The following is a 12966-nucleotide window of genomic DNA, read 5'->3' on the forward strand; positions in this document are numbered from 1 at the left end:
CGCTGAGCGTGAGTCCGGCGAGATTGGGTCTTCCTCCAGCAGAACTGCAAGCAGGTCGCGCGGATGTCGTAGCGTCCCCACTCGGGCGACGTTTCGTCGGAAGGTATGCTGTAGGGGATGGTCTCGTCGGCTCCGACCCCGCGCTCCGAGACGTTGACTGAGCAGTTGTTGATAATGAGGCTCATTACAAGCGTCGGACTGGCGTTGCTGATGATGCTCGGACTGGCGGCGACAGCCCACACCGAGCTGGACACGGCGGCGCCTGTTCCTCTCGTGGTCTCCGAGTTGCTGGACTCGCATGTGGCGCCATCAGCACACACCGGGGCGGAGCATGAGGCAGTCGCTGATGGCTCCTGGTCGGGGTCGAACGCCCTTATCGGTGCGGCGTTGTGTGTATTCGGTGTGCTGTGCGGCATCACGTTCATGGTGGTGCTGCAAAGACTATGGCGTCGACGAATGCCACCTGTTCTCGGCGAGGTTTCACGGATGCTTTCGCTGCCTCCTGCGTCGGCGGCGCGCGCGCATCCGATCGTGTTCTCGTTGACGCAACTAGGGCTTTCGCGAACCTGACATTTGGCACGCCGCCCCATGGGGTGGCGCTTCGCCCCGGGCTGTGTGCCCGGGATCTGTGCCGTGTCTTGGTTTGGAGTACCCGATGAAAACGTCAGTAAAGGCAACGTTGATCAGTGTTGCCGTTGTGGTGGTGCTTGTTGTGGCCGCGTTGATCTATGTCCTTATCAGTCAGAGCAAAGCGGCTCTGCCCTCGTCCGGGGGCGGCGCACCGTCGGCGCAGCCGGTGCGGCAGAACTCGCACATTCTCGATGGCGGAGGTGAGGGAGCGGTCACGGTGGTGGAGTTCCTGGATTTTGAATGTGAGGCATGTGGGGCGTTCTACCCGATCGTGGAGGATCTGCGGGAGCAGTTCGCCGGAGAGATCACCTATGTGGTCCGCTATTTCCCTCTTCCGGGTCATTTCAATTCGAAGAACGCCGCGATCGCGGCGGAAGCGGCCGCGCAGCAGGACCGGTTCGAGGACATGTATCACCGCTTGTTCGAGTCACAGGTGGAGTGGGGTGAGGCGCAGGAGTCTCGGGCCGACTTGTTCCGCGGATTCGCGGAGGAACTCGGGCTGGACATGGTCGCCTACGACGCCGCTGTAGCGGACCCGTCGACGAGTGAGCGTGTCGATCAGGACTTTGAAGAGGGTCGCGCGCTGGGGGTGAGCAGCACACCGACATTCTTCGTCGACGGCGAGCTCGCGCAGTTGCAGGAGTGGGACGACCTTGAGAACCTCATCCAGGCCGCGGTGAGCGGTGGTCAGTGATGCGGGCGGGGTTATCACATCGACGGGTAATCATCGTCGGCGCTGGGCAGGCCGGGCTGGCGGTCGCTGCGGCGTTGAGCGCGGGAGGGCTCCGGCCGCAACAGGATTTCGTGGTGATCGACGCGGCCCCGCCTGGGCACCGTTCCTGGGCGTCGCGGTGGCATTCGATGAAGCTGCTCAGCGACGCTCGCCACAGCGCGCTGCCTTCTCGACGGCTGCTGGGTGATCAACACCGGTATCCGCGGGCGGATGAGATGGCTGACTATCTGACTTTCGTAGAAGCAGGCTTTGGTGTGGAGACGGTCTGGGGCGTCCGCGCGACCAGGGTGGAGCATCGGGGAGATGGCTCGACGTTGTTGTTGTCGACGACAGCGGGTGAGGTGCAGACCCGCAACGTGGTCTGCGCGACCGGTGCGCACACTCACCCCCGGGTTCCCGATTGGGCGAGCGGGCTGACGGTGCCAGGGGTAGTGATGCACAGCAGCGAGTACTTGTACCCAAAAGAGATCCCCGCCGGCGACGTGCTGATCGTCGGCGGCGGAAACAGCGGTGTGCAGCTGGCCCGCGAATTGTCTGTCTCGCACACCGTCACGCTGTCCGTGCGCACTCCGCGGCAGCATCGGCCTGAGAGAAGCTACCCCGCCGCAGCAGGTGAAAGCGTGTCGCTATTGTCGCGGAAGAGGCGACCCGAGCCTATCTTTGGCGACAGCTACGAGCGGCTTCGCCGTGCGGGCGTTACGATCGCCCCCGCCGTAGAAGCCGCTAACGGCGCGGTAGTGACCTTCGCCGACAGCACCCACTTCTCCCCCCGATCGGTGATTCTCGCAACCGGCTACGACCCTGGTGATCGTTGGCTGCCGCAACCGCCCAGTTCTGCACGGCCTCAGCGCACCATGACCGGTCTTCCCGGGTTGTTCGTGGCGGGGATGCCGCAGTACGGCGGTCGCGGCTCCGACACCGTGGCAGGGGTTTGGAGAGACGCGACGACGATCGCCCAGCACATCATCAACCGGCCCTGAAAGGACCGAGACCATGACTTGTCTACCCGTCGCCGACCGCGCATCCCGGCGCCGATCACCCACCCCCGGGGTCCGTCGACGCTCCGTTCTGCCCGGCCTGGCGGCGCTGCTGCTGACCGCCGGTCTGCTGTTCGCCGTCGCAGCTCCCGCGGCCGCGCACGATGAGATCGTCTCGTCCTCCCCGGAACCCGGTTCCACGATCACCGTGGTCCCGGAGGAGATCTCGCTGACCTTCAGCGGGGAGATTCTCACCGATTTCAACGCGGTGATCATCGAGGTCGCCGCCGCTGATGGGCAGAACCTCGCGTCCGGGGACCCGATCATTGACGGGACCACCGTCACCCAGGCTGTGCGGCCGGGTCAGGCTGGGGTGTTCACGGTGCGGTGGCGGGTCGTCTCCAGCGACGGCCACCCGATCAGCAACGAGTACCAGTACACCGTCGAAGCCGTCGCGGTGCCCACCAGTACCCCCACCCCCGAAGCGACCGAGCAACGGACACCCGAACCGTCTGCGACGACGCCGGCCGCGTCCTCCGCAGAGGTTCACAACGGCCCCTCCGGAGGTGGGGAGCTTTTACCCGTCTTCGCGGTCGTGAGCGGTGTGATCGTTGTCGGCGGTGCTCTGATTGTCGTACTCATGGTGGCTCGAGAGCGCCGCCGCCGCGACAGAGCAGCCGCAGCTGCTTCGTCCGGCCAGGGCAGCGAAGTGGGCGACACAGGGAAGGACGTGTCATCCCATGAGTCGTGAGCAGTCCCGACGATTCGCGTTCGCGTGCTTGGCCGCCGGTGTGGTGGTTCTGATTGATCAGGCGACGAAAGCGGCCGCGCTCAGCGGGTTGAGCCCGGACGAGCGCGTCCCGCTGCTGGGCGATCTGCTCGGGCTGCGGCTCGCGTTCAACCCGGGCGCAATCCTCTCTCTTGGCTCCGGCTTCACAGGGCTACTCACTCTCCTCGGCGTCGGAGCCGTGATACTGCTGATCGTCGTTGCGGCGCGGGCACGGACGGGATGGGGGGCGGTGGGAATCGGGCTGATCCTGGGTGGCGCAGTCGGAAACCTGATCGACCGGCTGTTCTCCCCGCCCGGGTTCGGGGTCGGGCACGTCACCGACTTCCTCGCCTATGGGACCCTCTTCATCGGAAACCTCGCCGATGTCGCCCTCGGCGCTGGCGTGATCGTGCTCGGCCTGAACCTTTGGATCCGCCACCGGCGCGCCCGCGCGGGCACAACGAATGACGGGATGACCGGCGGGGCGGCGCCGGCGGCGGGATCGGCGGCGAGCGGGTCATGATGGCTAAGCAGCGCACCGCGTCCGTGTATCAGCGGAACGCGTTCGCTCCGGGGCTGCTCGCCGCCGCGGTGCTGTTCTTCGCACCGGTGCTGATGGGCGGGGACTGGTTCACGCTGGTGCTGTTCGTCACCTCGATCTTCGCAGTCATCGTCGGCTGGTTCGCCATCCAGGCGCGGCAGTGGTGGTGGGTGCCCGTGTTCGCAGCGATTGTGGTGATCTGGAACCCGGTGTTCCCGTTGCCGTTCACCGGTCCGGTGTGGACCGCCGCGCAACCGGTCGCCGCAGTCGTGTTCCTGATGGCCGGTGCACTGATTAAGGTCAAGCGACCATGAACCACCGCGCTCTGACGGTAACGTTCTCGGTCCTACTTGTTGCCGTGCTGCTTGCAGGATGCGGATCTAGCGACTCGCTCGCGCAGCAATACCGGAACGGAAACGAGAAGGGCTTCATCGCCGGCGATTTTCAGGTCATAGAGATCCCGGAAACCGACCGCGGAGAACCGGTCGAGTTCGAGGGCGTCACCGAGACCGGGGAGACGGTGTCCGGTGACGACTACCGGGGCGGGGTGTTGGTGGTGAACTTCTGGTACGCCGCCTGCGGGCCGTGCATCGTCGAGGCGCCTCTGCTCGAGGAGGTCTGGCAGGAGTACCAGGAGCAGGGTGTCGGGTTCCTCGGGGTCAACACCTACGATCAGCCCGCGACCGCGTTGTCTTTCGCCCGCGACAACAACGTCACCTACCCGAGCGTGATCGACGTGAACGACGGCAAAGTGAAACTCGCATTCGCGCAGGTCACCCCAATTCAGGCCACCCCCACCACCCTGGTCATCGACCAGGAAGGGCGGGTCGCGGCGCGGATCATCGGTCAGTTGGCCAGCGCGTCGATCCTGTCCACTCTGGTTGCCGACACCCTCGCCGAGGACACCCCGTGAACCCGGGAGCGGTCATCGTCGACGGCGCCCTGTGGGCCGCGATCCCGGTCGCGATCCTCGCCGGGCTGGTCTCCTTCGTGTCCCCGTGCGTTCTCCCACTGGTGCCCGGTTACCTCGGTTACCTCGGCAGCACCACCACCACGACAACATCCCCCTCCGCGAACGGCGCGCGCACCGCCACTGCGGAGCGCGCCCGGCTGCTGCTGGGCGTGACGCTATTCATCGCCGGGTTCACTGTCGTCTTCGTCGCCGTCACGATCCTCGGGGGCACCTTCGGATACCTGCTCCTGCAGTACGCAGGCATCCTCACCCGGGTGTTCGGAATTATCATCATCGCCCTGGGGCTCGTGTTCCTCGGTTTCTTCGGCATCGCGCAGCGCACCCTCCGCCCGCGCGCCCAGGGCAGGGCCGGGCTGATCGGGGCGCCGCTTCTGGGGTTCGCGCTCGGCGTCGGCTGGACTCCGTGTATCGGCCCGACGCTCGCGGCGATCATCTCGATGTCGTGGAACCTCGGCGACCCCGCCCGCGCAGGCCTGCTCGGGCTGGCGTACTCGCTGGGCCTGGGCATCCCGTTCCTGATCCTCGCGGCCGGGTGGGGCTGGGCGTCCCGATCGGTCACGTTCCTGCGCCGCCACATCCGGGCGCTGAACATCATCGGCGGGGCCATGCTCATCGCCCTCGGCCTGCTGATGGTCACGGGACTGTGGACGGCGCTGATGTCGCAGCTGCAACAGGTGGTGATCAATGTCCCCCTCCCGCTCTAACACGGGCACGGACGTGACGGCCGATCCGCTGCGCCCGGGCGATCACGCCGACACCGACGTCGATGCCGCAACCGAGATCACCCAGCCGACGCTCGGCATCACGGGCTGGCTGCGGTGGGCGTGGCGGCAACTGACCAGCATGCGCACCGCGCTGGTGCTGCTGCTGTTCCTCGCCATCGCCGCCGTGCCCGGGTCGCTGTTCCCGCAACGCAGCGCCGACCCCAACGGGGTCATTCAGTGGGAGCGAAACAACCCCGATGTCTTCCCGCTGGCGGACGCGGTTGGGCTGTTCGACGTGTACCTGTCGCCGTGGTTCTCCGCGATTTACCTGCTGCTGTTCACTTCCCTGATCGGTTGCGTGATTCCACGCGCCAAGCACCATTACAAGGCGCTGCGCACTCGCCCGCCGCGCACCCCGGCGCGGCTATCACGCCTGTCCGAGTACCGAGAGGTCACCATCCCGGTAGGGGACGCGCAGCCCGAGGTCGCCGCGCACGCGGTTGACGTCGCGGCAGAGCAGCTGCGTAAGTCCGGGTACCGGGTGGAACGCTACGACGCCCGCGGCGCCGCGTCGGTGTCTGCCGAGCGCGGATACCTGCGGGAGACCGGCAACCTCATCTTCCACGTCGCCCTCGTCGGGGTGCTGGTCTCGGTGGGAATCGGCGGGTCGTTCGCGTACACGGGGCAACGAGTGGTGGTGGAAGGCACCACGTTCGTGAACGCGCTCAGCGACTACTCCTCGTTCAACCCCGGCCGGTTCGTCGACGGCACAGGTCTTGCCCCCTACTCGCTCACCCTCGAGGACTTCCAGGTCTCCTACCGGCTCCCTGGCACCCCGGGCGCAGGCCAGGCCGGCGACTTTTCCGCGGACGTCACCATCCGCCAGCCTGGGCAGGATGACCGGCCGCAGAACGTGATCGTGAATTACCCAATCACCGTCGAGGGTGACCGGATCTACCTGCTCGGCAACGGCTACGCCCCCACCCTCACGATCCGCGACGCCGCCGGCGAGGTGGTGTACAGCGAGTCGCAGCCGTTCCTGCCGCAGGACGGCAACATGACCTCGCTAGGGATCATCAAGATCCCGGATGGGCTACCCGAACAGGTCGGGTTGGTCGGGTTCTTCTACCCCACCCAGGGCGTCTTGCCCTCCGGCGCGTTTACCTCGATCTACCCCGACGTCATCAATCCCGTGATGACGCTCAATGTGTTCAGTGGTGATCTGGGCATCGACGACGGCACTCCGAGATCGGTGTACACGCTCGAAGTGGACGGGCTGACCCAGCACACCGGCGGCGACACCGCGGTCGATTCGCTCGAGCTCACTCCCGGCGCCACAGTGGACCTGCCGAACGGGTGGGGCACCATCACGTGGGAGGAGGTCACGGCGGAGGAGCCGGTGAAGCGGTTCGCGTCGTTGCAGATCCAACGGGACCCCAGCAGCGGCTGGGTGCTCGCGTTCTCGGTCCTTGCCACCCTGGGCCTGTTCGCCGGCCTGTTCGTGCCCCGCCGGCGGCTCTGGGTGAAAGCGCACACCACCCCGGGTGGCGTGCACGTCGAATACGCGGGGCTGGCCCGCGGCGAAGACCCTGCGTTGGCACGCGCCGTCGACGAGTTCGCGGCCCGCCACGCGCAGACCCTCGGCGTCGAGCCGCCGGCGAAGGATACGCCGTGACGACCGTGTGGATTCCGGACGCCCCGCCGACCCTCGGCGGGTTCCTCACCCCGGCCCCACTTCCGGCCCCGGTGCTGCCGATCCTCGCGGGGCTGCTCGCGGTCGCCTACCTGGCCGGCGCGATCCGCATGTGGGCGCGCGGCCGCGGCTGGCCGGTGTGGCGGACGATCAGCTTCCTGCTCGGCTGCGTCGCCCTCGCCGCCGTGACTGGGCTGGCGGTGGAGAACTATGGGTACGCCCTGTTCTCGGTGTTCATGTTCCAGCAGCTCACCTTGATGATGGCGATCCCTCCGCTGCTGGTTCTCGGCTCTCCCGGCACCCTGCTGCTGCGCGCTACTCCGCACCACGGCCCCGGTCTCCTGGTGCTCCGTGCCGCGCACGCGGGGCTGCGCAGTCGCACCGCGCGGTGGTTGCTCAGCCCGTGGCTGGCGGTGCCGCTGTACCTGGCCGCGTTCTATGGTCTGTACCTGGCGAACTTCGCCGACCCGATCCTGTCCACTATCGCCGGGCATACCCTCCTCGAGGTCGGGTTCCTGGTCGCGGGGATGCTGTTCACCATCCCGATCCTGTCGTCTGACCCGCTGCCGGTGCGGATGAGTCACGGCGGCCGCGCCCTGGACGTGTTCGCCGAAGCAGCCCTGCACGCGTTCTTCGGCGTCTTCCTGATGATGGCCACCACCACCCTCATCGATGGGTTCGCCGGCCCGACGAGCGCGCTGGGCATCGACCCAATCGAAGACCAGGGCCTCGCCGGTGGGCTGGCCTGGTCCTACGGCGAGGCCCCCACCTTGCTGATGCTCATCTACGTCATGCACCGCTGGTTCCGCGACGACACCGCCCAGGCGGTCGCCGCCGACCGCCGCGCCGACGTCCACCGAGATCCCGAGCTCGACGCCTACAACGACTACCTCGCCCGACTCCACCAGAAAGACACCTGAACCATGCGCACGACCCTGCCCACCCCTGCGTCGGCCGCCGCGCCGGAGCTGGAGGCGCCGCGCCGCACCGTTGCGGCGTGGTCGCTGCCGGTGTGGGGGGCGGTGCTGGCATCCGGGGCCGCCGGCCTCCTGCTGGATCTCGCATCCGCGCCGGTGGGGTGGTGGCCGTTGACGTTCGTGAGCGTCACGGTCGCCCTAGTGGCGCTGATCGGCCGCAGCACCGGCGGGGCGTTGCTGGTCGGCACCGTCTTCGGCGCCGTGTTCTACATGACACATCTGGTGTGGGTGGGGGAGTTCCTCGGCCCGGTGCCGTGGCTTGCCCTCGCCGGGCTGGAAGCGGTCCTGTTTGGCGCCGGTGCGGTGCCGATCACCCTCGCCTACCGGTGGACCGCCCGATATCCGGCCCGCGGGGCCGTGCAGCTGCTCGTGGTGCCGCCGCTGATCGCGGTTCTGTGGACAGCCCGGGAGGTGGTGATGGGCGCGTGGCCGTATTCCGGATTCCCGTGGGCGCGCCTCGGCATGACCCAAGTGAGCGGGCCGCTCGCCGAGGTCGCGTCGTGGACCAGCGTGAACGGCCTCTCCTTGCTGATTGTCGTGGTGTGCGCCTCTGTGGTGCAGTGGGTCCGCGCTGGCGGCCTCCGGTTCATGCTGGGGCTGCACCCTGCCGTGAGCGTCGCTGTTCTCCTGGTCGTGACACCGCAGTTCCCCACCGCGCCGGCCGGGGAGTTCCGGGTCGGGTGGGTGCAGGGCAACGGCCCGACCGGGTACTTCGACGATAAGGCGCCCGGGGACGTCGTGGCTGCGCAGACCGCTGCGACGCGCCCTCTGTACGGGCAGCCGATGGATCTGCTGGCCTGGCCGGAGGGCGGCGTCGACGCCGACCCGCTCAGTGATCCCGCCGCCGCCGAGGCGTTGGACCGCGTTGTGCGCTCGGCCGGGGCGCCGTTGCTGATGAACGCCGCCACGACCCGCGGCGACGATGTCTTCAACACCTCCCTGCTGTGGACTGCGGATCCTGCGGACCGGCAGTGGCATGACAAGGTAAATCCGGTCCCGTTCGGGGAGTACGTGCCCGACCGGTGGTTCTACGAGCTGATCGTCCCCGACTTGGTGGGACTGATCCAGCGGGAGTACACCCCAGGCACCAATTCGCCGATTGTGCGGGTCGGCGATGTCGGGGTGGGGTTGGCGATCTGCTTCGACGTGATCTACGACGCTGTGATCTGGGAGGGCGCCCGCGCCGGCGCGGAGGTGTTCGTGTTCCAGACCAACAACGCCGACTTCCGTGGGACCGACGAGAATCTGCAGCAGCTCGCGTTCGCCCGGATGCGCGCCATCGAAACCGCTCGCGCCGTGGTCAACGTCTCGACGGTGGGCACCAGTCAGGTGATCGCCCCTGACGGCACCACCCTCGACAGTATCGGCGTCGACACCGCAGGCGCTTCGATCGGCGCCGTCCCACTGCGCACCGGACTCACCCCCGCGGTGATCCTCGGTCCCTGGCTCACGGCTCTCATCATCCTCGCCGCCGTCGGCGCTCTCACAGCGGCGGGGGTCTCCCACCGTGCTCGCACGTGTGCGGACGGCGCAGATCGTTCGACTAATCCGGGGAGGCAGTCATGAACACGCCACGGGAGCGGCCTGCCGGAGGTCGACTTGCCGGGTCGCGGCGAATGCTGGCGACGGGCAGTGATCTCACCCTTCCTGATGATTTGATGGCGGAGGAGTGCGGGTGCGCGCCCACGCCCGCGGAGAGCCGCGCATTCCGGGCTGGTGTGGGCCGGCGCACTCTGCTGACCGCGGGAATATTGAGCTCGGTCGCCGTCCTGGTCGGCGGCCCGCTGCTGCCGCCAGCGTTCGCGGCGACCTATCCGTCCTGGGAGGACGTGCAAGCCGCGAAAGCAAAGGAGGCCACCAAAGCCGCTGAGGTGCAGCGGATCCAGGGCCTTATCCAGAGCCTGAACGGTGAGGTGGCGCGCACCCGCACCGCCGCCGAGCAGGCCGCTGGTGCGTTCTACACCGCCCAGCAGGAGTATTTCGACGCCTCCTTCCGGGCCGACACGTTGCAGTCCCAAGCCGACGTGGAAGCGCAAAACGCGGCCGATGCGGCGAACAAGGCCGGCCGCATCGCCGCGCAGCTATACCGCGATGGGGGCGACACAGCCTCCCTTGAACTGTTCTTTTCCGGGTCGGCAGCGACCGCGGACGATCTCCTGTCCCGGCTGGGCGTGATGGACAAGCTGCTGGAACGCAACCAGGGAGCGTATGCGGCCGCGATCACCGCCCGCGATGCTGCGCAGAGCCTCACCGATCAGGCCGTGGTCGCCCGAAACGAACGGGACCGGCTGCAGCAGGTCGCCGAGCAGAAGATGCTCGAGTCGCAGCAGGCCGCGGATGCCGCACAGGCCGCGGTGGACGCGCAGACTCTCCATCTCGGCGAGTTGCAGGCCCAGCTCGCCGCCCTCGAGGACACCACCGCAAAAACCATCGCCGATTATCAGGCTGGAATCGAGGCTGCCCGCATCGCCGAGGAGCAGCGGCGAGCGGCGGAGCGTGCCGAAGCAGAACGGCTCGCCGCCTCGGGCGGCGGCGGGGGTGTGGTCAGCTCCGGATGGGCACGGCCGACATCAGGGAATCGCACGTCGGGGTTCGGGCCGCGCAGCTCCCAGTGCGGAAACGGGTACTGCTCGACCAGCTATCACTACGGCGTGGATCTCAGCGGCGGCTGCGGCGCGGGGATCTATGCCGTCGCGGCGGGCACCGTCGTCTACGCCGGGTACAACGGTGGCTACGGCAACTACATCAAGATCGACCACGGCGAGGGGATCGGCACCGGGTACGCCCACATCCGCAACGGCGGCTTCTACGTCGGGTACGGGCAACGCGTGAATGCTGGCGACCTGATCGCCCGTGAGGGAGAGACCGGCAACGCGTTCGGCTGCAACCTCCACTTCGAAGTGTACGTGGGCGGCTCCCCGGTCAACCCCGCCACTTTCCTCGCCGCTCGCGGCGTCTCCATCTGACCCGAAATGAAGGAGGACACCATGGCTGAACGGACCACCCCAACGGGGGATCACCTCCAGTCGGTCCCGACACGACGCAGTCTTCGAGGGCTCGCGACACCGCCTCCCGCTTCGTGCGCATCCGTGACGTCGCGCGCGCCCAGTGCAGCAAGTGCTCTGCGTAGGCCGACGTCGTTGCGCCCAGCACGGACGCTGGTAGTCCTTGCGATGGTTGCTGGTCTCGTTGCCACTTTTGCTCTCCCGGCGTACGGGGCTTGGCAGCCCGCGGACTTGGAAACCCGCTCACTGCAGCAGGTCGCTTTGGAGGACGCGCAGTCATTGGTCGTCGCGTCCGATGCGGGCGCAGCGCAGCTCACCCGCGACAGCTACGCTGCCACCAGTCAGGAGGAGATTGATCAGAAAAAGGCGCGAGAAGCAGCGGCACAAGCAGCCGCTGAGCGTGCGCGGGCGTCCGCGCAGGTCGCGTCGGTACCGTTCGACTACGGCATGGTGCCCCCTGGCAGCGGAGCCGTGCGGTGGCCGGTCGGTGGCCCGTTCACTGTGACAGACAGGTTTGGAGCTCGCGGCGGCGCGCACATGGGGACCGACATGGTCGCTGCCGGCGGCACCCCCGTCTACGCCTCCGTCGACGGTGTCGTGCGGATTTCACAGGACAGCTACGGCGCATACGGGGTCACCGTCGTCGTGGAATCCGTTCTGAACGGGCAACAGGTGAGGACGGTGTACCCCCACATGCAAACCGGCAGCCGACAGGTCGCCGCCGGTCAGACCGTCACGGCCGGGCAGACCGTCGGACTCGTGGGCAGCACGGGCCGCTCCACCGCGAACCATCTGCACTTTGAGGTCTACCTCGACGGAACCGCCGTGGACTCGCTGGCCTGGCTGGAAGCGAACGCGGGCTGACCCATGTGCCGCACGGATCTTCCGCACCACCCCGCTCGCGGGCACTCCCTGACCGAGATAACGAAGAGGACGACCCTGCCATGACCGGAACCGACCCGCTCTCCCTCGACGGCATCTCACTGCTGCTGGTGTGGACGTCGATCGGCACCTACCTGCTTGCGTTCATCGCGTACACCATCGACCTGGCTCAACGCTCCGTCCCCGCCGGCGTCCCACAGCAAGAGCCGGTCCTGGCCGGCGCTACCGCCCGGGCGAGCCAGCAGACGGAAAAGGCCCAGAGTGGGGCGGTGGATAGCGTTCGCACGCCGCCTCCACAGCGGCAACGGCTGCTGTGGGCACGGATCGGAACGTCGCTGACGGTCCTCGCGTTCCTGTTCCACCTGGCCGGCACCATCCTGCGCGGGATCGCCGCAGAGCGGGTGCCATGGGCGAACATGTACGAGTTTGCGCTAACCGGCACCGTCTTGATCGTCGCCGTCTACCTGCTGGTGCTGCGCCGCTACGACCTCCGCTTCCTGGGTGCGTTTCTCATCGGCATGGTGGTGCTGCTGCTCGGCGGGGCGACAATCTCGTTCTACGTCGAAGTTGTGCCGCTGATGGATCCGCTCAAGAGCGTGTGGCTGGTCATCCACGTCTTCGTCGCCTCCCTGGCCACCGCCCTGTTCGCGATCGCCTGCGGCATCTCCATCACCCAGCTCCTGCAGGCCCGCCGTGAGCGCCGCGCCCGAGCATCCTCGGATACTGCCCACCCCGCCGGTCCCGGGTTCTTGCGCACTCTGCCCACCGCCGACGTGCTCGAGTCCCTCGCCTACCGGTTCGCGATCGTGGGGTTCGTGTTTTGGACCTTCACCCTGATTGCCGGTGCGATCTGGGCCAACGACTCCTGGGGTCGCTACTGGGGCTTCGACGTCAAGGAAGTGTGGACGTTCGTGATCTGGGTGGTCTATGCCGGGTACATCCACGCCCGCGCGACCCGGGGGTGGCGTGGCACCCGCTCCGCCTGGCTGTCCATCATCGGGTTCGTCGCGGTGTTGTTCAATTTCACAATCGTGAACATGTTCTTCCAGGGCCTCCACTCCTACTCCGGCCTCACTTGATCC

The 12966-nt window shown here is 67.4% G+C and carries 14 protein-coding genes; all 14 read left to right on the forward strand.

Annotated elements, in window-relative coordinates; translation table 11 throughout:
• The first annotated feature begins 117 nt into the window (after nucleotides 1–117).
• The 14 genes from V6S02_RS04600 (at nucleotide 118) to ccsB (ending at nucleotide 12963) form a co-directional block, all read left to right on the forward strand.
• A complete protein-coding gene (locus tag V6S02_RS04600; RefSeq protein WP_336400023.1) occupies nucleotides 118–570 on the forward strand; it encodes a hypothetical protein in 453 nt (150 codons plus the stop codon).
• 85 nt (nucleotides 571–655) lie between these two features.
• Nucleotides 656–1324 (forward strand): DsbA family protein, encoded by a 669-nt coding sequence (locus V6S02_RS04605; protein ID WP_336400024.1) that lies wholly within the window; start codon nucleotides 656–658, stop codon nucleotides 1322–1324.
• On the forward strand, nucleotides 1324–2343 hold the full coding sequence (locus V6S02_RS04610; protein ID WP_336400026.1) for a flavin-containing monooxygenase: 1020 nt from the start codon (nucleotides 1324–1326) through the stop codon (nucleotides 2341–2343). Before V6S02_RS04605 ends, V6S02_RS04610 begins: the two co-directional genes overlap by 1 nt.
• A gap of 13 nt (nucleotides 2344–2356) precedes the next feature.
• Entirely contained in the window at nucleotides 2357–3091 is a 735-nt protein-coding gene (locus V6S02_RS04615; protein ID WP_336400027.1) for a copper resistance CopC family protein, read from the forward strand.
• A gap of 28 nt (nucleotides 3092–3119) precedes the next feature.
• Nucleotides 3120–3632: a signal peptidase II gene (locus tag V6S02_RS04620; protein WP_336400028.1), complete on the forward strand. Its 513-nt coding sequence runs from the start codon at nucleotides 3120–3122 to the stop codon at nucleotides 3630–3632.
• Nucleotides 3629–3964 (forward strand): DUF6804 family protein, encoded by a 336-nt coding sequence (locus V6S02_RS04625; RefSeq protein ID WP_336400030.1) that lies wholly within the window; start codon nucleotides 3629–3631, stop codon nucleotides 3962–3964. The genes V6S02_RS04620 and V6S02_RS04625 overlap by 4 nt, the downstream gene beginning before the upstream one ends.
• Nucleotides 3961–4563, forward strand: coding sequence for a TlpA family protein disulfide reductase (locus V6S02_RS04630; protein ID WP_336400032.1), 603 nt, complete (start codon nucleotides 3961–3963; stop codon nucleotides 4561–4563). The genes V6S02_RS04625 and V6S02_RS04630 overlap by 4 nt, the downstream gene beginning before the upstream one ends.
• Nucleotides 4560–5327, forward strand: a complete 768-nt coding sequence (locus V6S02_RS04635) for a cytochrome c biogenesis CcdA family protein (RefSeq protein WP_336400034.1) — start codon at nucleotides 4560–4562, stop codon at nucleotides 5325–5327. Before V6S02_RS04630 ends, V6S02_RS04635 begins: the two co-directional genes overlap by 4 nt.
• Complete coding sequence (gene resB / locus V6S02_RS04640; RefSeq protein WP_336400035.1) at nucleotides 5308–7002, forward strand: cytochrome c biogenesis protein ResB; 1695 nt, start codon at nucleotides 5308–5310, stop codon at nucleotides 7000–7002. Before V6S02_RS04635 ends, resB begins: the two co-directional genes overlap by 20 nt.
• Complete coding sequence (locus V6S02_RS04645; RefSeq protein WP_336400036.1) at nucleotides 6999–7940, forward strand: cytochrome c oxidase assembly protein; 942 nt, start codon at nucleotides 6999–7001, stop codon at nucleotides 7938–7940. Before resB ends, V6S02_RS04645 begins: the two co-directional genes overlap by 4 nt.
• 3 nt (nucleotides 7941–7943) lie before the next feature.
• Entirely contained in the window at nucleotides 7944–9563 is a 1620-nt protein-coding gene (lnt, locus tag V6S02_RS04650; RefSeq protein WP_336400037.1) for an apolipoprotein N-acyltransferase, read from the forward strand.
• Entirely contained in the window at nucleotides 9560–10963 is a 1404-nt protein-coding gene (locus V6S02_RS04655; protein ID WP_336400038.1) for a M23 family metallopeptidase, read from the forward strand. The genes lnt and V6S02_RS04655 overlap by 4 nt, the downstream gene beginning before the upstream one ends.
• Nucleotides 10964–11233: 270 nt before the next feature.
• Nucleotides 11234–11866, forward strand: a complete 633-nt coding sequence (locus tag V6S02_RS04660) for a M23 family metallopeptidase (protein ID WP_248242377.1) — start codon at nucleotides 11234–11236, stop codon at nucleotides 11864–11866.
• Nucleotides 11867–11946: 80 nt separating this feature from the next.
• Nucleotides 11947–12963, forward strand: coding sequence for a c-type cytochrome biogenesis protein CcsB (gene ccsB / locus V6S02_RS04665; protein WP_248242378.1), 1017 nt, complete (start codon nucleotides 11947–11949; stop codon nucleotides 12961–12963).
• Nucleotides 12964–12966 lie beyond the last annotated feature (3 nt).

This window comes from Microbacterium sp. CCNWLW134 (assembly GCF_037083565.1).
Lineage (GTDB): Bacteria > Actinomycetota > Actinomycetes > Actinomycetales > Microbacteriaceae > Microbacterium.